The 18,153-nt window shown below is 48.9% G+C and carries 12 protein-coding genes and 1 tRNA gene; 9 read left to right on the plus strand and 4 right to left on the minus strand.

The annotated features are described in order from the left end of the window. The first annotated feature begins 267 nt into the window (after positions 1-267). The 3 genes from ACO6V1_RS17115 to ACO6V1_RS17125 all read left to right on the plus strand — a co-directional run bounded on the left by ACO6V1_RS17115 (position 268) and on the right by ACO6V1_RS17125 (position 1,655). Positions 268-807: a hypothetical protein gene (locus tag ACO6V1_RS17115; RefSeq protein WP_422445808.1), complete on the plus strand. Its 540-nt coding sequence runs from the start codon at positions 268-270 to the stop codon at positions 805-807. Positions 808-1,245: 438 nt separating this feature from the next. Beyond that, positions 1,246-1,458 carry a flagellar biosynthesis anti-sigma factor FlgM gene (locus ACO6V1_RS17120; RefSeq protein ID WP_422445806.1) on the plus strand — a complete coding sequence of 71 codons (213 nt, stop codon included), beginning with the start codon at positions 1,246-1,248 and terminating at the stop codon, positions 1,456-1,458. 120 nt (positions 1,459-1,578) lie between these two features. Beyond that, positions 1,579-1,655: transfer RNA gene (locus ACO6V1_RS17125), tRNA-Arg, on the plus strand. A gap of 105 nt (positions 1,656-1,760) precedes the next feature. On the opposite strand, the gene ACO6V1_RS17130 is transcribed toward ACO6V1_RS17125, so the two are convergent. Then, positions 1,761-2,036, minus strand: a complete 276-nt coding sequence (locus tag ACO6V1_RS17130) for a hypothetical protein (protein ID WP_422467778.1) — start codon at positions 2,034-2,036, stop codon at positions 1,761-1,763. A gap of 585 nt (positions 2,037-2,621) precedes the next feature. On the opposite strand from ACO6V1_RS17130, the gene ACO6V1_RS17135 reads away from it, so the two are divergent. The 3 genes from ACO6V1_RS17135 to sstT all read left to right on the plus strand — a co-directional run bounded on the left by ACO6V1_RS17135 (position 2,622) and on the right by sstT (position 7,037). After that, complete coding sequence (locus tag ACO6V1_RS17135; RefSeq protein ID WP_422445802.1) at positions 2,622-3,707, plus strand: hypothetical protein; 1,086 nt, start codon at positions 2,622-2,624, stop codon at positions 3,705-3,707. Between the two features lie 297 nt (positions 3,708-4,004). Beyond that, the gene (locus ACO6V1_RS17140; RefSeq protein ID WP_422467780.1) at positions 4,005-5,327 is read left to right on the plus strand and encodes a hypothetical protein; all 1,323 of its coding nucleotides are present in this window, start codon (positions 4,005-4,007) and stop codon (positions 5,325-5,327) included. 459 nt (positions 5,328-5,786) lie between these two features. Next, on the plus strand, positions 5,787-7,037 hold the full coding sequence (gene sstT / locus ACO6V1_RS17145) for a serine/threonine transporter SstT (RefSeq protein WP_422445798.1): 1,251 nt from the start codon (positions 5,787-5,789) through the stop codon (positions 7,035-7,037). 500 nt (positions 7,038-7,537) lie between these two features. Here the strand turns inward: sstT and ACO6V1_RS17150 are convergent, their stop codons facing one another. Then, complete coding sequence (locus ACO6V1_RS17150; RefSeq protein WP_422459698.1) at positions 7,538-12,106, minus strand: hypothetical protein; 4,569 nt, start codon at positions 12,104-12,106, stop codon at positions 7,538-7,540. 472 nt (positions 12,107-12,578) lie between these two features. Continuing rightward, entirely contained in the window at positions 12,579-13,205 is a 627-nt protein-coding gene (locus ACO6V1_RS17155) for a DUF262 domain-containing protein (protein ID WP_422467782.1), read from the minus strand. A 406-nt stretch (positions 13,206-13,611) separates the two neighbouring features. On the opposite strand from ACO6V1_RS17155, the gene ACO6V1_RS17160 reads away from it, so the two are divergent. After that, entirely contained in the window at positions 13,612-14,634 is a 1,023-nt protein-coding gene (locus tag ACO6V1_RS17160; RefSeq protein WP_422445792.1) for a quinone-dependent dihydroorotate dehydrogenase, read from the plus strand. Positions 14,635-14,697: 63 nt separating this feature from the next. Here ACO6V1_RS17160 and rmf read toward each other — a convergent pair whose 3' ends face one another. Next, entirely contained in the window at positions 14,698-14,931 is a 234-nt protein-coding gene (gene rmf / locus ACO6V1_RS17165; RefSeq protein ID WP_422445790.1) for a ribosome modulation factor, read from the minus strand. A gap of 284 nt (positions 14,932-15,215) precedes the next feature. Here rmf and rlmKL point away from each other — a divergent pair, with 284 nt between their 5' ends. Both rlmKL and ACO6V1_RS17175 read left to right on the plus strand, forming a co-directional pair. Continuing rightward, positions 15,216-17,387: a bifunctional 23S rRNA (guanine(2069)-N(7))-methyltransferase RlmK/23S rRNA (guanine(2445)-N(2))-methyltransferase RlmL gene (gene rlmKL, locus ACO6V1_RS17170; RefSeq protein ID WP_422445788.1), complete on the plus strand. Its 2,172-nt coding sequence runs from the start codon at positions 15,216-15,218 to the stop codon at positions 17,385-17,387. A gap of 117 nt (positions 17,388-17,504) precedes the next feature. Beyond that, positions 17,505-18,128 (plus strand): phosphoadenosine phosphosulfate reductase family protein, encoded by a 624-nt coding sequence (locus ACO6V1_RS17175; protein WP_422459694.1) that lies wholly within the window; start codon positions 17,505-17,507, stop codon positions 18,126-18,128. The last annotated feature ends 25 nt before the right edge of the window (positions 18,129-18,153 follow it).

The raw sequence follows: 18,153 nt of genomic DNA on the forward strand, positions 1-18,153 counted from the left end.
AACGTTGAGAATCCTGTTATCTGTCACTGCGTATACCTTCATCTTTTATACAACAACCTGCCAATAAATTTCATCACGTTCGCAGAATTCAAACGTCAATCGATCTATATCTATTGATGATGGCTTGCAAGCTACATTCCCTGTTAAAAATCATAGCAATAATGTCTGACAAATTATGAGAAAAATACTCTAAAAAACATTGAAACCAATTAGAGGTAGTCAAAGTCTATGGTAGGTGTCTACTAAAGAAAAAAGAGGTTTTTATTTATGGACAGCTTGTCATCTTTACCAGCCACCACCCAGCCATTGACAACCTCTGCAAATTCGCCGGGTTCAAATGGTGCGGCAATAACCGTTTCTTCCAATATAGCTGGAACGGATACTGTAACAGTGGCCTCAGGGGATACGAAGAATGAAATGCCAGACAAAGCACCAGGAAAAGAAGGAGGGGCTGTAGGTGATTCAATAAGTGATAAAACCGTTAAGGAAACCAAAGCCGACGCTCAAATGAGTGACAAGGGGGCAGGTGATGCAGAAGAAACGGGCTCTGAAGAGAGTGCAGCAGAGGCAGGAGTAACTCCGAAAGAGTCTGATGAAAAGGAACAGCTTAAATCAATGACAGACAAGCTCCAGTCTGCTCAGATAGATGATGGCTCAGAGGCTCCGGAAGCTGCTGCAGAGCAACCCGAACCGGAGAAAAATGATTCTCCGGAAACTGAAGGTGAGACTCAGGGCGCGGATGAAGGTGCGGAACCTGACGAAGTCATCGAAAACACGCAAGAAGAAGGAAAAAAGGAGGAAAATTGATGGTGTCTGGCTCTTGCGATGCGCTGAAAGCGATGGCTTGTTAATCGGCTGTTTAAGCAAGAGACGCTTTAAAACTGAGTTTCAGAAGAGCCTTGTTGTCAAGCAAGGTATCTTCTGCTGAAAATGGTCGTGTAGATTATTGTCAGACTTTTGCTTTGCTCTCTCATTGATCAATTCGCTATTACTGCACAATAGCAGTGCAGTCTATCCTCCAACAGGCTCATAGTATTCCATTGGTGATTACCTGCGTTCCCATTGATAACCTCGCTATCAGTTCACTGTTGTGTTTAACGAGGTATCCGGAGTCATTACACACCTCAATTGGTATGAAACTTGTATACTAAAATAATAGGCATCATGGGTAGACAGCCTGAACTGGAGGTGACAGTATGTCCGACTTGCCAGTGAAAAAAATTTCTCAACGTTCAAGGAGTGAACATGGATAAAGAGCATCGAGAGTCAAGTACGAATTTGGAAGGCTCCGAGAAGAAACTAAGTTTTGTTATCAATGCTACAGAAGATCGTGTCAGCCGCCTGCGCCAGGCATACCTTGATGGGACGTTGATGGTTGACAGCGAGCGTCTCGCCGAAAAAATGCTTGCCTTTGAACAACAGCTTGAAATCGTGTTTCCCGAGAAAGACAGCCCCTGAGTCAATTTACGTCAGTTAGAAATCCTTTATCCTGCCAAGGCTTGATCATCCACTGTGAATGAAGTACGCTTCAAACGCGTTTGTGAAGGTGTATGCCTTGGTATCAGTCCGATAACGCATGCTCCCATGGCACAGCTGGATAGCGCAGCCCCCTCCTAAGGGGCAGGTCGGAGGTTCGAATCCTCCTGGGAGCGCCAGTAAAATCAAGGGCTTGTGGGAATAACAGATAAAGATTTATTTTTACAAGCTCAAATGAGAACAAAAATTGAGAACAAAACAACTGTTTAAATAATAATCGTCGCTTACCGTGACCCCTTCACTTTCGGCGTTTTATTGATGTAGATTTTCTTCCCTTTTTTCGTCTTGTGGCCTGAGTGGTTGTCTTCGTGATCGGAGGCACCTTTGGCTTTCAACTGGTGAAAGGTGAACCGTTCCTCTGCCGTGATTTTTCCGGAAGCAACACAGCGGCTCATGCAGTCCTTAAACCTGGCTGAGAATTCTTTGTTGCTAATCGTTGAACCGTCCGGATCGTGGAACAGGTGCTTTGAATGAACAGAAATACCCGAGCTATCAGCCAACGGCTTCCATGGGTTTACCCGGTGGCATACAAACCAAAACACCGCAGCAAATAGTGACGATGCAGCAACCCCTAAAGTCAGGGTAATTTATTGGCAATATTTATCAAACTGTCTTGATTGATGGTAAGAGTGAAGATTGTTGGTCCATTGCCTAATAAGTGGCGTTTTTCAAAATCTCTGAAGGATCAGACATGTCTGCAACCACATCACTTCAGGTAAATCTCCTCTTCACTGCATTTCAAGGGCGTTGCTCTCAATGCTTGACTCCAGCTCACCATAGCAGGTTCCGGTTTGCTTCTTCCCAAGCTTTCTTTTGGTCGACCCAATCATATCGGTGATTGAGCGAAACCTGCTCTTATTTATAAAATATTCGGGCTATATTCCACAGCGGACCTTGACAGATTAGGCAGCCTCATCTAGACAACTGTAGTATCGGTTTTCTTTTCTCCTTCATTAAGTTGTACGTTTGTTTCTTGTTTGCTCTTCAGGTTCATTATGAATGCGTGTATTCCCCTGACCCTTACCTTACTTTTGTGTTTCACTCTTCCCTCTGCATTTGCCGAAGAATGCTCGGGTATTGCAGCCATGAGTTTTGCAAAAAAGGAACAAACCTTCATGGAGTTGAAAAAGAGCTTTATCGAAACCCTGAAGCCGTCGGAGCATCTGGATCAGATTCGCAAACTGGCCACTAATCCCTCGCAGTTAGATGAAGTGGGTGATCTTACCCTGCGGAGCCTGCCTGGAACCTTTCAAGCACATTATCCAGAAATACCTGAAACCGTTCTGGATGACTTTACCGAGCAAATTGAAGAGCTGGAGAGAGTCGCGGACTGTTTTCACTTTGGTGAGCGGAGCAAAGGCTCTCTGATGAAGCTTCGTTATCGCAAAGTCAAAGAAACCGATAGCCCCTACATTGGCTTCCTGTTACCAAAGGAGCAGGATCAGCCCCGCAAAGTGAAAATAGCCAGTTCTTCATCCTGCCAGGGTAAACACTGCGATTTCACTGTGAAGAACGTCGATGATCTGGACAAAGATATCATCCTGCTGGTTCATCGCCCTGCCCGACTCAGTACTCCAGTTATTCATACAAAATCCATCGTCGACCCCAATACCGATACTACGAAACGCCTGCCTGAGCGTGCCTTTCTCTTGGAGCTGGACCTGAAAAAAGTCGTCAAGCATTTTTTCAGCACGCCTGAAATTTATATGCATCTCACCTACTACAATAGCGACCAGCCGATTCGTGAAGATACGATTGAAATTCCCTGGGCGAAAAAAAAAGGTGTCAATGAGGGCAATACTGAGCTGATTATCTGGTTGGATGCAGACTCTGTACAACTGACTCTGATGGAAAATGACTCAGAAATACCCTTTAGACTTATTGGCAAAATCCTCAGCAGGGTTGTAGAAATTGGATTGCAACTCGCCGGTGCATTCCATCCTGAAATAGGTCATATCCAGAATGCACTTGGTATTCTCAGTAACCGCTCTTCAACCGAAAGTGCCGATTTTTATCATGCCCTGGACAGGATGAATGCAGACGACATTCTGGATACCGTTCGCCTCCAGAGAAATAATTTAAATACTTTTGTACCCATGAAATCAGGGGTCGCCAAAATGGTACTGAAGCCTGTCTACACCTCCAAAACAGGTATGAGTGATGAACTATAACTGACTGGTTATTACGTAATCCCTGCATGTTATTTTTCATCATTGACTTATTGGGACATAACTTCAGCCGCAGTCAGCAAGATAGCTTATCTTATCCACCAATTCCCCTGTCCGGGGCAACAGCTTCCTGAATACCCTGGAACTTCATAACCCATTTAATTGATGAGGTTCCTTGTCTGTCTAAAGCCATGAGGCAATTCTGATCACCGCAGTTTCTTAACAATGGCATCACTGTTTATATCCGATTGAGCTATCTTTAATTGCCTGACAATAAAAATGCCATAAAGGAGTTCATTGATGTCCCTGCCAGTTGTTGAGAATGCTTCTGCGCTGCAATTTCATGCGATCGTGCCGGATAAAAGTGGTGAAGTTGGCAGTGCATTCAAATATCGTAGTGTCCATCCTGTCGAACATTTAGAGATCAAACTGCTTGAACAGAGACCTGAGTGGGAAACCTACGAGGTTTTCAGGAAAGCGAGCAGGAATGATATGGATTCCGACGAGCGCTGGCAGGTTACGCTGCTGAACTCCCTGAATATCAGCAGCTTTGGCAGAGCCATCACCATTGAACCACAACGATATTCCTGGTTTGCCCGGGCGGGGCAGGTATCGGTCAGGGGGGCGGATGGCGAAGGCCAGCCAGTGGGGACGTTAATGTTGCTCAATGACGAGAACGTTAAACTGCTTAATGAAGCTGGCAAGCCCCATCAGCGGAGCCCTTCTTTTCCGTTTGTCCCGGCAATACCGGATGCAGAAAGGCTGGATGAGTCAATCGATCAATTGCTGGAGATGGTCTCCACCACCGCCCGGCAGCATCATATTTATCAATGGGGAATAAAGGGGTTGCCCAGGCTGGCTGACGCCGGGATTGCTTCCTCGGTAACCGGGCAGTGGCCGCTGTTGGAAAGTCTGGCAGAGCCTTACATTGAGCAATGTTTGTCGAAAGGCGCTGTTCTCGGTGATGTTATCCATGGTCTGAGCCAGGTAGTGGATACCCTGGCAAACCTGCACGAACGGGGAGTGGCCCACGGAGATATCCGTCTGGAAGGGCTTCGGGAGTTTTCAGGCTGGCTGGGTCCGGGCCTGCCGGAGCGTTTCAGTCGGGTGGATGTGGCACCGGGGCCAGATACACTGGGCAGCAAACGGTTTATTTTTTACAACAATGCCTGGCAACCGCCAGAACTGCGCTTTCCCGGCGTTTTTGATAATCCTGAACAACCGTTTGCCCCCTGGCAATATACTTCCGCTACCCGGGAGGGCGATATCTGGTCTTTTGGTGTAATGCTGGCGGTTATCGTTTGTGCCACTTTCGGCGAGGGGGAGCGGTTTAAAGCGGATGAAGGTTTGCAGTTATCACTATTTGACTATATGAAAACCAGTGAGTTGTACGATTGTGCAAAATTGGAGCATGCTGTGGACCGGACTACGGGCTTCCTGGCCAATAACAAGAGCCTGTTGGCGCTGAATATGCCGTCCGGTCCGATAAGTATTTCGTTGGCTGAAGACGATCAAAATATGCTGGCACCACTGATTCGTCTGATAGATCAGTGCACCCGGGCAGACCCGCAAAAGCGCCCGACAGCAGAGAATGTCAAAGATCAGCTGAGTCAGCTGGTTTAAGCCATGGGGCTTGAGCAGGACTTGTTGTTTTTCAGAGGTATTTTATTGACGGGAGATTACAGGAACAGCGAACTATCAATATCTGCCGCGAAATAGCAGAGACAGGAGCTCTGCTGGTGGTATCACCACAATGTTTCTTATGCCCCAGACGACTTTTGGTTTTTCTTCCAGCTTGGTTTTTCCGTGACAGTCCTTGACGGGTTGCAGCTCAAAGATAGTTTTCGGGACTAGAATCTGTCTCATTTCCATGCTCCGGTGTCTGTTTCGGTAGGCAACAGGATAGATGCGATTGACATAATTGATGCAAAAAATTAAATCTGAAGTTTATCCTCTGTACTGTGATACTATTTTCACGTAATTCCCGCAGGCCGGTAATACTCTTATGCGCGGGAATTTCGTGAGGCAGATGTTATAAATTGTTGACTGATAAAAACTTGAACGTAGTACAGCGGGTAAATCATGAGTCAAGCGCAATCATTATATGACCGAATGGCTAACACCAGCCTGGTTCTCAGGATTATTATCGGTATTGCCCTGGGTGCTGGTCTGGCGGTTGTTTCGCCGGAAACTGCGGTGGCCATCTCTTTTCTGGGCTCCCTGTTTGTCGGGGCCTTGAAAGCGGTAGCCCCTGTGCTGGTATTTGTACTGGTGGCATCTTCCATTGCCAACCAGAAACAGGGGCAGCACACAAACATGCGGCCGATTGTTTTCCTCTATATTCTTGGCACACTGGCGGCTTCTTTTGTCGCGGTATCCATGAGTTTTCTTTTCCCGGTGACCTTGACGCTGGTGACCAATAGCGGTGCAGCCCTGCCTCCGGAAGGTATTATGGAGGTTCTCCATACACTGCTGTTCCAGGTCGTGCAGAACCCTGTTGAGGCTCTGCTGACAGGCAACTTTATTGGTATTCTTGCCTGGGCCATCGGTTTGGGCCTGGCATTGCGTCATGGCAGTGAGTCTACGCGGGTTATGGTGCATGACCTGTCCATGGCGGTTTCTGCCATTGTACGCTTTGTCATCCAGTTGGCTCCCATCGGTATTTTCGGGTTGGTTGCCAATACCATTGCCCAGACCGGTTTTGGGGTGCTGGCCGGTTACAGCAAGTTACTGGCGGTTCTGATCAGCAGCATGTTGATGATCGGGTTTATTGTTAACCCGTTGATCGTTTACCTGAAGATTCGTCAGAATCCTTTCCCCCTGGTGCTGCGCTGTATCCGGGAAAGTGGTGTGACGGCCTTCTTTACCCGCAGCTCGGCAGCCAATATTCCGGTGAATATGCAGCTGTGTAAAAGCCTGGATCTCCACGAAGATACCTACTCAGTGTCCATCCCCCTCGGGGCTACCATCAATATGGCAGGTGCCGCCATTACCATCACCGTAATGACGCTGGCCGCGGTTCATACACTGGGTATTTCCATTGACCTGCCAACCGCTTTGATGCTCAGCATCGTGGCTGCTGTTTCTGCCTGTGGCGCTTCCGGTGTGGCCGGTGGTTCCTTATTGCTGATCCCGCTGGCCTGTAGCCTGTTTGGTATCTCTAATGATATTGCCATGCAGGTTGTTGCTGTCGGTTTTATTATTGGCGTGATTCAGGATTCTCTGGAAACGGCGTTGAACAGTTCTACCGATGTCGTCTTTACGGCGGCAGCATGCATAGCGGCTGAACGCAAGGCGGCTGGGCGGGCAGAGCCTCCGTCTGTGAGCGTTTAAGGAGTTGTCTGGAAATACCTCCCTATTTTCATTGCCTGACTCCGTTCGGACTGAGTGCTGAGCTTGTCGAAGTATCGAAGGGTGGTGCCACCGAACTTCGATACTTCGACAAGCTCAGCACTCAGGGTGAACGGAAATCGGTAACTTGTTAAAAGACAATTCCTGACCATCGCAATCAATGCGTCATAGTCAACTATTAAAGGGTTTCAATGAGTTTGATGGGTTGTCGTGCCTCCGCACTCGGTTCGTCCTGAGCCTGTCGAAGGACCCATAGGGCCTAAAGGCGGAAACTCCGGACTCTGATAGATCGTGCCAAGCACCCTTCGACTCCGCTCAGGGTGAACGGAGATTGTAAACATCAAACTCATTGAAACCATGTACTGGATTGCCGGATACCGCTCAGGGTGAACGGAGATTGTACACGTCAAACTCATTGAAACCATGTACTGGATTGCCCGATACAAAGAGCGGCCTGTTTGAATCAGTGGGTATCGGGCAACTTATGAGGTCAGGAGGTCTTTGCCTGCTTCCAGGGCTTTATAAGTGCATCCTGCAGGCGGTGAGTCGCTGGTTCGAGTCGATGGCAGTGTATAGTCAATTGACCAGGGCAGGCTGGCTTTTTCAAGTTCTCTGATTTGCAGCTCAAGGTGAGTTTTGAATAGTGGGTCTTGGCTCAAGTCGGGTATGCTGCTGGCTGAATAGTTTGTTTCACCTTTAAGGCAGTCATGTAACGCCCGCCGGGTGACCATTTTCATTCTTGCTTCCCGGATCTGTTCCTCCTTTTTCAGTTGCTGTTGTTCACACTTTTGCCGGGACTTTGCCATTATGACTGTTGCTGTCAGATGATCTGGCAAGTGCGCCATGGTTGTTTCGCTGCAGTGATGCGGCTTCTGATGAAATGGTTGATCGTCAGCCTTGTCTGCCCCCAGTGATAAAGACTGAAGTTGTCGCATATGCAGCAGTTTAAACAGGTACTCTCCTTTGTGAAGATCAATATGATAGTTTTCAACGGTATCCATAATTGCCTTGATATTTTCTCCGGGGCAGTCAGTCCCGCAGGAATGCTCTAAAAATGCATTGATTTCCTGTTCAAGGTTTATTAGCTGGTAGGGAAACAGTGCTGCATCCAGTGGTGGGAAATACAGACGGGCTAACTGTTGGTTGAAATCAGCAAGGTGATCCGGATTGGCTGATATATCATCCGGGTCCCTGAGAGCATTTTCCACCAGTGCTTTTGCCCGGACAAAATGGAGGATGTGTTGTGCGTCTCTTGCAACATCGGACTGACACTTTTCCCGAACCGTTGACTTGATACGTTGAAGCATCTCTTCTTTATAATGCAGCTGGTGCCAATACTTGCTTAACTCTCTGAGAAGCTGGTTTTGTTGCCAGTCCTGCCACCCACTCAGTGCCTGATCTCTGACTTCTGACATCTTTGCCCGGGTATCTTTATTGATCTGATGGGCTTGCTGTCTTGCCTCAATGGCCTTTGGACTGTCTTTGGCAAAGGTTCGTTTCATCTGTTCTGAAATGGTTTCAGACAGTGATGTCCAGACTTCATCCAACCCATTATAGCGTCGGGCGACAAAGCAGCTGCTGCCAAAAAAGGTAATGATCCCGATACAGGCTGTTGTTAGCCAGGGGCTACTCAGTAGAAGAACAATGTTAAAGACATTAACCAACAAAATGGCGGCAGTGGTAACCACTGACGACACGCCGAGAATGCCTGCCACCTTTTTCCGCTCTGCTGCTAACTCACTGCGAGCTGCAATACTGGCTGGGTTGGCTTTGGCGTTGTTGATTTTCTCCTGGTATTTATCAAAGCGCATAACCAGCGGATCCAGAACAAAACCCAAAACATTACCAACGACACTGGTGCGTCGGCCAATATGATGGGCAAGTCTGACGGTTGTCTCCGGGGCCATGGCGGCGAGGCAGTCAGAGGTCAGCCCCAGGGTCAGGCTGGGCATTAAATCCCGGGCACAGCGCAGGTTATTCAACAAACGGAAAATCGCCGGCTTCATCTGGCTGAGACAGTGTCTGGCAAGATAGGTGGATAATACATTCTGTGCGACTTTTTTAGCCTTGTTGATCAGGGTATCCAGACTGTTGCTTAAAAATATTTCGATCACTGGCAGTCCGGTATGAAACGCGGTAATCATGTCCCGAAGCAGCTGGAACCGTTTGATCACCGTAGCCACTTGCGGATTTTCCAGTGGGTCAACATCCAGTGGCTGTGGTTTGTCGCCAGAAAACAGTGAAGCCAGAGCATGACCGCGCATGCAGATCTCAATGCTTTCAAGCAGGCCTGTTACCGATGTGTCCTGCCCAAGCAGGCTTTTCAGCTGAGGCATCAGGAGTGCAAAATCACCCCACATTACCCGAAAAAACTTTGGGTTTTGTTGGGCTACTTTCAGTATTGTACCCAGAGTGTCGGTTATTAAGGCGTGGATTGGATTGTCGGCAGAGAACAGTGACGATATCAGCCCTTTGCCTTCTTTATAAAGAAAGCCCAGTGCATTGGGCAAGCCTGATGCGTTTAGTCCCTCCATCAGTTCGCCGGCTTTCTGGCAGATGGTCCTGCTGGCTTGCGACCCCCAGTTAAACACATCGCCAAAGAGCGTTTTAAATTCTTGATAAGGATCATAATTCAGTAATTTTAAATACCGCTTGCGATACAGCTCGGCAATGCTGTCTTCAATGCTTTCTTCTTCCTTGCGGATAAAATTCAGGTAGCTGAGATAGTATGCATAGGAGTCAGGGTTCAGTGGCCGCAGGCCCACGCTTTTTCTGGATCTTGCCAATTGCCAGAGCACATCAATATTCTGCTCGAAATGTTCACAGGGCAGTATGCCGTCAGGCGCATCCTGGTCGATCAGGTGAATCAGAAGCTGCTGTTGAGCATAGGTCATATCGTAGTAGCACTGCATCCAGTGCAGGCAACTGTCGTAGCTGTCATCCTGTTCACATCGGTTCATTGCATCAATGAATTGTAATGTGGCCAGGTAAAAAGACTGCTCGGGGGTATTGCTTTTTTGTGCCAGTACGGAGCGTATACGATTCGCAGCGGGGGGCTTGAGGAAAAACCAGTGTGGAAACAGGCCCGGTTGGTTTGGCCGTGATTGGTTGCTCAGAAAATGGTGAATTAACTGGGCAGAAACCTGTTGTTCTATATTGGCAAGGCGGCCTGGTTTTTTTTCGGGGGGCGACTGGTTTTTTGCCGGGTTCAGTAATCGAAGAATAAGGATATGTTGTCGTTGATCCATCAAGCTGGGCAGACTGGCTTCAGCTGGAGGTGATTTAAGCTCATGCTCAAGGCGTTTGGCGTGGAGCCAGCCGATCTCGTTGTCCAGTTGCGTCGCTATTTCTGGCATAAGATCCTGCCTGGTCAGGCGACTGAATAAAGCCTGAACACTCTCTGCTGTACACCCTTGCTGATCAGTCGCCAGGGCAAGTTTAGCCGCCTTTATATGCCTTATGCCGCGATACCGTTTTACGTTCAGGCAAACCAGATAAGTCAACACTTTTAGTATGGTTTCAGGTTGTTCCCTGATGTAGTGATTAACTGTTCTCCTTTTGCAGGTGTCTGTTCCGGAAACGGGTACTTTGACTGGTGCGAGCTGTATAAGCTCGTTAAGAACGATTTGAGCGGATTTTTGCAGATGATAGTTTGCCAGACTCCACATAGCCCCCCTTAAGATGATTTCACGCTCTTTGCACTGGTAGCCCAGCGGTCTCAGCCAGGTAGTGGGCTTAAGGGGTTTTGGGTCTTTAAGTTGATTACCCTCGACGTTGTCAATGGCGGTGGCTAACTGCTTTGACGATAGCCTTCCTTTTTGTACCAGGAAGTCGGCGTCCATTTTTGCTTCCAGGCAGTACACATGGTATTCACGCTCAAATTTTCTCAGATTCTTCAATATCGCGAGCTGGCACCTGACATTGTGCTGATCACATTCAAGGTCGTTGAGGTTTTCTCTCAGGATTGCCAGATTTTTCGCCAGGGCGTCCCTGAACCCGGTACGGTTTTGCATCCGGGATTTCTGGAGTTGTTCAAAGGTCTCTATTGGGGTGCTGCCCAGCTTCGCAAGCCGACTTTTCAGAATCTCAAGGGCGGTTCCAGGGAATAAAATAAGCAGGGCCTGTAAAATGCCGTGTGGATAGAGAGCAATCATCAGTTCAGGCTGGTCATCTTCCCCATCAATGGCAATGTTGCTGGGATTGCCATAGATGTGTGGTGAGAGTTTTACGACGGGCAGTGACTGTTGGTAGATTTCCTGCAGTTCTGCTGATCTGTGATGTGTCCTATGGACGACGCTATCTTTTTTGTGGGAAGCGTCTGCCGTTTTACTGTCGCTTTCTTCCGACTCATAGGTTGTGCTTGAGCACTCTTTTTCGGGTTGAACACTTTTGGCTTGCGCTTTGCTAACGGGTTGCCCCCTGCTATTCAGATCACTGTCGATGGCATCGACATCTATGGGCAACTCAATGTCTTGATCCTCTTCATATTCTTCACTGAAGCATGGCATATCAAGATTGATATGATCCAGGGCCTCTGAAGGTGTTGGCAGGACGGCATTGGCGAGTTTTTTTATGCCTGACAGAATATACTGCGCCGTAGAATGCCAGTAAGAGCTTTCTGCTTCTATTGGTGCTTTGACGTTGTCTTGTTCACCGATAGCCGGGTCAGCTTGTGCAGTTGGAGCCTCCGTCGTGTGTTCTTTGACTGGCCTGTTCTGGGGGCTGATGTCTTCAGCCTCACAATGGCAACTATCCAGTGTACAGGTGCTGTCGCCAGAGCGGGTGTCAGTATCTGTTGTGGCCGTTTTTTCTGCCCCCTTCCTTTTTAACGACGGTGTTTCTCTGTTTGAAGACTCCAGGCCGTTCCGGGATGAGTCGGAGCAATAGCTGATCTTATCGAGCTGAACCGGTCGTGTTTGACGGTGGTGAATAGGGGTGTTGTTGAAGTCCGGACATTCACGGATATCTGCTGTGTTAAGAAGCTGCCGGGGTGAGTCTGTATTAACGGGAGTGTTTAGGGGGAAATACGACGATGCAAGTACCGACTGCATTATTTAGCCTGAACGTTGAATAACTTTAACCAACTGTTCAGACCCGATGGGGAGATGATGGTTTCATCTGCTTATTGTAAATGTTTTGGCCGTTTTTCCTTCCGTAGTCTGAATCGTTCAAAACACCCACTCAAACAGGGTATGCACTCCTTTGCTACGCAGTTGTATGCGATTGAGCAGCAAAAAAAGCGATTAAAGTATTCAGGGAGGTGCTTAGTGATAGTCCCTCTTACGGTAGATATTAAGAGGCTGTTTTAAAAATTATTGATCATTAACTCAGAATAACTCTGTTGTCATTCTGTACAGGGATTATGTACAGGATACATCTCACATAGATGTGAACGCGCTGGCCGTTGGCTATCTCTACAAGATGGATTCCGTACATTAATCCCTGTACGGAATGACAACGGAGTAAAGTAACCAGTTTTCTGACATTTTCAAAAACCAAAAAAATCCGTATAACTTATTGAAATTAAATGTTTTCCCTGGATACTCTGTAGCTGTAGGAAATATTTTCAATCCCGATAATCTCTTCCAGCTGCGACCACTTCTGTTTAACGGTTGAAGAAGGAATTCGATTCACCTCTGCCTGCCCGAACAGTTTGTTCTTGATCAAGTCACCGTCGGTCAGGGGGGTTCCCCGGTTATTCAATACATTGAAGAGTCGGTAAGACGAGGCAAAATCCTCCGTACGAACAAATACAATAAACACATGACGCAATAGGTAGCGGGTAAATTTGATCAACGTTGCTTCATCATGGTCGGCCAGATACTCACCAATGACCCTGAAATTGTTGATGAACAGGTTCTCAGTATGAGTCGGTTTTACGGGAAGATTAGCATGCTTGCCCATGACAACATGATTGGTAAACAGCTCGTACTCTTTCATGCGAACCTGCAAGCGGGGTTCTTCCGGGGTGTCTGCATACGGGTCTTCATGGAGGATGCGCTCCTGGAGGTCGGCTTTCACTTTGACATTGCTGATGAGCTGACACAGTTTTGCACAAATCAGCGTCAGCGTGGTCAGGCGTTGCTGGCCATCTACCACCTCAAACCGGTAGTCATTTTTCGGATCCTGAATACAGATCAGACTACCAATAAAATATTAGTGATGCTACGCAAAGCACTGGCTTTTACCTCTGCCAGAATATCAGAAATTTTCAGTGTTTTCGGAAGTAAGCGTATGGGACTCAGGGTAATTTTATTGGGCACTAACCCTTTAATTTCGCAGCCTGTGGTCAGCGCTGAGAAGCTCGACAACGCATGGCAGATTGCCATCTCTGTATGGCTGTAAAATCTGGGGGTATAAGTGAATTTTGGCCTTAGCCAAAGAGAATGACGGTGGGTGTTATTACCTCTATTTTGCTTCAAAATCGTTCAAATTTAAGGAGAGCGGTTCCAAATGATTTTGCTCTTGCTGCTATAAAGGATCCATAGAGACAAAAGGGATTAGAGATCGTATAATCCTCCGAATTTTGTCTGGCGCATACTGATCGATAACTCCTATGTATAAATTGACACGAAGTGCCCTGTTTTGCCTTTCTGCCGAAACTGCCCATGATTTTGCCATGGAAATGATCAGTGCGGGGGGGCGTCTTGGTCTTACCCGGTTGATGGCTCCTGCTGTCCCTGCCAAACCAAGGGAAGTGATGGGACTGACCTTTAACAATCCGGTTGGGTTGGCAGCGGGGCTGGATAAAAATGGTGAGTGTATCGATGGTCTGGGCAGTCTGGGCTTTGGCTTTCTTGAGCTGGGAACCGTGACGCCGGTGGGGCAGCCCGGCAACCCCAAACCAAGAATGTTCCGTATCCCTGAGAGAGAAGCGTTGATCAACCGTATGGGGTTTAATAATCTGGGTGTGGATCAACTGGTCGCGAATGTTCAAAAGAGCCGGTACCAAGGCATTATCGGTATTAATATTGGCAAGAACCTGACCACGGCTGTTGAAGATGCCAACCAGGATTATCTCACCTGTCTGCGTAAGGTATATCCCTACGCTGGTTATGTTGCCGTTAACCTCTCTTCCCCGAATACACCGGGGTTAAGAAAACTGCAATATGGTGATGCCTTGAAAAGCCTGCTGTCAGTGCTGAAGGAAGAACAGGCGTCACTGGCTAAAGCCCATGGTCGCCAGGTTCCTCTGGCCATCAAAATTGCCCCGGATATGACCGACGATGAAATAGCCGCAGTTGCTGCCGAGTTGGTGTCGTATGAGCTGGATGGCGTAATTGCCACCAATACGACACTGGATCGAGATAAGGTCAGCGGCTTTGCGACAGCCGAGGAAGCGGGAGGACTCAGTGGTGCGCCGTTGAGTGATAAGTCCACGGCAGTGATTCGACTGCTTGCCAGTGAGCTTTCCGGTAAGCTGCCGATTATCGGCGTCGGTGGTGTTATGGATGCTCAGACGGCCGCTGATAAGATCCGGGCGGGGGCCAGCCTGGTGCAGATATATTCGGGCTTTATTTATAAGGGGCCGGAGTTGATCCGAGAGGCTGCGGAAGCCGTCTATTCTGTTGATGCATGAGAAAGCGCGTTGATCAAGCGGGTGATGTCAAAAAGCCCCGGACGGGGCTTGTTGACAGCGCAATCAGAGCTGGTTGGCTGAATAGGAGTGAGAGAAGTTATACATTCGGTGTAACCCCGAGATTCCTGTCATTCCTTCCCAGTTATCAACTCGACCTTCACGCCAGCCACTTAACCACGACTGGCGCAAATCTGCCTCCTGATGGGGGCAGATATCCCTGGAACGGCCAGACAGGCCCACTTGGTATCCTTTATTAAAGGCTCTATCTGATTTATCCCTTTTGAGTCTTTTCAACATGGTAATGCCTCTTGCTGATATGGTTTTTGACGGCCTCCCTGGCGCCTCGGGCTTGGTTCAGAATGACCGGACAGCTGACTTCACCCCGTGGTGGAGGTAACTAGTCGCAAGTGCTAACTGTCCCCCAAAAGACAGTGCGGGTAAAGTGTCGACTGAAGAAGGTATTCACCCAAGGAAAGTCAACATTCTAAGTTTTATCCAAATCTGAAGCTTTTGTTGAGAAAACATTGAGAATTTTTAGTTAAGAAGAGCTGTTTTTTAGCTTTTTTCAGGAATATGACGTTATGAGTACAACGATGTTGACTCTGTTTGCCAGTTGTCCCAAGGGGGTAGAATCCCTGCTGGCAGAAGAGCTGAAGGAACTGGGAGCCAGTGAAGTGGCGGAGACGGTTGCCGGAGTCAGCTTTGCCGGTCACCTTGAGTTGGCCTACAGGGCTTGCCTGTGGTCTCGTCTGGCCAGTCGGATTCTGCTGCGCATCGGCGAAGTGGATGCTTCTGACAAGCATTCGCTGTATCGGGGTGTGCAGTCGTTTGACTGGGATGATCATCTGGATCAGGGCTCCAGTTTTCGGATTGATTTCAATGGTTCGACACCGGATATCACCCATACCCGCTTTGGCTCCCAGTTGGTAAAGGATGCCATTGTTGATCAGCTGCGTGATCGTTATGGCTGGCGGCCATCTGTGGATAACAGCAAGCCGGATCTGCGGGTCAATGTGCACGCCAGAAGCGGCAGGGCATTTGTTGCCATTGACCTGTCAGGCCAGAGCCTGCATGAGCGCGGTTACCGCCTGGAAGCCGGTGAAGCACCCCTGAAAGAAAACCTGGCGGCAGCGATTTTGTACCGTGCCCGCTGGCCTGAACTGGCGAAACAGGGCAGCACACTGCTGGACCCTATGTGTGGTTCAGGCACCTTTCTGATTGAAGGTGCCATGATGGCGGCGGATATCGCGCCGGGATTGCTCAGGGCCCGTTTTGGCTTTGATAAGTGGATGGGGCATATTCCCAAAATCTGGTTGGCAGTACTGGAGGAAGCCCGTGCCCGTCGCACGGCTGGCCTGGCTGCGATTAAGACGACCATCGTCGGATATGAAGGTCTGCCAAAAATTGTCGGGAGAGCCAGGGCCAATATCCAGCGTGCCGGGCTGGGTAAGCTGATTACTGTCAAACAACAGGAGCTGGCCAGTCTGAAGGTTGACCCGGAGATTCCAGCCGGACTGGTGATTGCTAACCCACCCTATGGTGAGCGTATGGGTGATGAGGCCAGTCTCGTTTATCTCTACAAACACCTTGGCGAAAAAATCAAACAGCAGACGCCGGGTTGGCAGGCGGCGATCTTTACCTCTTCACAGGCGCTGGTCAGAAGTCTGGGCATGGGGCCGAAGAAAAGCTATACCCTGTTTAATGGTGCGCTCTCCTGCAAGCTGTTTCTCTATGATGTTCGTGAGCGACAGGCTGACCAGCCTGCTTCCGGGCAGAGCCGTGTGGACAGTGCGGCTAATACCTTATTCAAGGCCAGCACCGCCGGTGGTGAAATGTTTGCCAACCGCTTGAAGAAGAATCTGAAGCAGTTGGGTAAGTGGGCCAGGAAAGAGAGTGTCGACTGCTATCGCCTGTATGATGCGGATATGCCGGAGTATGCCGTTGCCGTCGATCTCTACAGGGATTGGGTTCATGTGCAGGAATACGCGGCACCGAAAAGCATTGATGAGACTAAGGCCCATCAGCGTCTGCTGGAAGCGCTGGAAGTGATTCCCGGTGTATTGGGTATTCCGGATAGTCATGTGGTCTTCAAGCGTCGTGAACGTCAGTCTGGCAAGCGGCAGTACGAAAAGCTTGAGCAGTCCGGTGATATGCTTGAGGTAAAAGAAGGGGATTGTCGTTTACTGGTGAACCTGAGGGACTATCTGGATACCGGACTGTTTCTGGATCACAGGAAAATGCGCCTGCGCATTGCCCGGGAGGCCGCAGGTAAAGATTTCCTGAACCTGTTCTGCTACACCGGAACGGCAACCGTTCATGCCGCCGTGGCCGGTGCGGCCAGTACCACCAGTGTCGATCTATCGAATACCTACCTTGGCTGGGCCAGAAAGAATCTGGCGCTCAATGGCCTGGTGGACCGCAAACACCGGTTGGAGCAGGCGGACTGCCTGCAGTGGCTGAAACAGGAGACACGGAACTATGATCTGATCTTTATGGATCCCCCTACCTTCTCAAACTCCAAGCGGCTGCGCGGGGTATTTGATGTGCAGGAAGCCCATGTTGAGTTGGTCGAGCGGGCAATGGCCAGGCTGAAACCGGGTGGGGTGCTCTATTTCTCCAACAACTTCCGACGTTTCCAGCTGGCCAAAGAACTGGAGCAGAAGTTCAGTGTTGAGGAGATCACTGCTACTACCATTGATCGGGATTTCCAGCGGAGACCGGGTATTCATCGTTGCTGGTGTATTCAGCGCTGAGTACTGAAGATGTGAGCATTTAATTCAGTAATATTTATAGTCCATATTAATCTTTGTGGTTATAAAGCCTCACTCTTATAGTGCATGCTGTTAAGTTATGGATTGATGGGGAAAATAATGAATCTGGAGATGATTAATCAGGATCTGTCGACTCTGAGCCCGCAGGCTATTATCCAGTGGGCCGTCCAGCGTGCTGAAAAACCTGTGCTGACCACCAACTTCGGGCCCCATGAAGCGGCCATTATCCATATGGCCACCCGGGTCAAGCCGGATATCCCGGTGGTCTGGATCGATTCGGGCTACGGTACTGACGCGACGTACCGCTTTGCTGATCAGCTGATTCGGCGTTTGCAGCTTAATATCCGGGTTTTTCACCCACAATACAGTCGTGGTTTTCGTGATGCCATTTACGGTGGTGTGCCGGAGGTTGATACCCCGGAACATGATGAGTTTACCCGGCAGGTAAAACTGGAGCCTTTTGCCCGTGCCATGGACGCATCAGCACCGGATTACTGGCTGACCGCCATCCGTAAGGATCAGACTGAATTCCGGCAAAACCTTGATGTGGTCAGTCTGACCAACAATGGCTATTACCGGGTGGCACCACTCCTTAACTGGACGGAACTCGATGTTGAGGAGTACCTGGTTACTCACGATCTGCCCATCGAGGAAGATTACTACGACCCGACAAAAGTATACGGACACCGGGAGTGTGGTTTGCATACTTCTGTGGCGGGTTAGGAACTGGCATTCGGCATTTCTGGTA

Source organism: Endozoicomonas sp. ALC013 (assembly GCF_049310205.1).
Classification (GTDB): domain Bacteria; phylum Pseudomonadota; class Gammaproteobacteria; order Pseudomonadales; family Endozoicomonadaceae; genus Endozoicomonas.

Coding starts and splice junctions, on each gene's coding strand:
- rmf (WP_422445790.1), bottom strand. CDS start 14,931: ATGTTGAAAAGACTCAAAAGGGATAAATCAGATAGAGCCTTTAATAAA.
- sstT (WP_422445798.1), top strand. CDS start 5,787: ATGAGTCAAGCGCAATCATTATATGACCGAATGGCTAACACCAGCCTG.
- ACO6V1_RS17115 (WP_422445808.1), top strand. CDS start 268: ATGGACAGCTTGTCATCTTTACCAGCCACCACCCAGCCATTGACAACC.
- rlmKL (WP_422445788.1), top strand. CDS start 15,216: ATGAGTACAACGATGTTGACTCTGTTTGCCAGTTGTCCCAAGGGGGTA.
- ACO6V1_RS17150 (WP_422459698.1), bottom strand. CDS start 12,106: ATGCAGTCGGTACTTGCATCGTCGTATTTCCCCCTAAACACTCCCGTT.
- ACO6V1_RS17135 (WP_422445802.1), top strand. CDS start 2,622: ATGAGTTTTGCAAAAAAGGAACAAACCTTCATGGAGTTGAAAAAGAGC.
- ACO6V1_RS17160 (WP_422445792.1), top strand. CDS start 13,612: ATGTATAAATTGACACGAAGTGCCCTGTTTTGCCTTTCTGCCGAAACT.
- ACO6V1_RS17140 (WP_422467780.1), top strand. CDS start 4,005: ATGTCCCTGCCAGTTGTTGAGAATGCTTCTGCGCTGCAATTTCATGCG.
- ACO6V1_RS17120 (WP_422445806.1), top strand. CDS start 1,246: ATGGATAAAGAGCATCGAGAGTCAAGTACGAATTTGGAAGGCTCCGAG.
- ACO6V1_RS17175 (WP_422459694.1), top strand. CDS start 17,505: ATGAATCTGGAGATGATTAATCAGGATCTGTCGACTCTGAGCCCGCAG.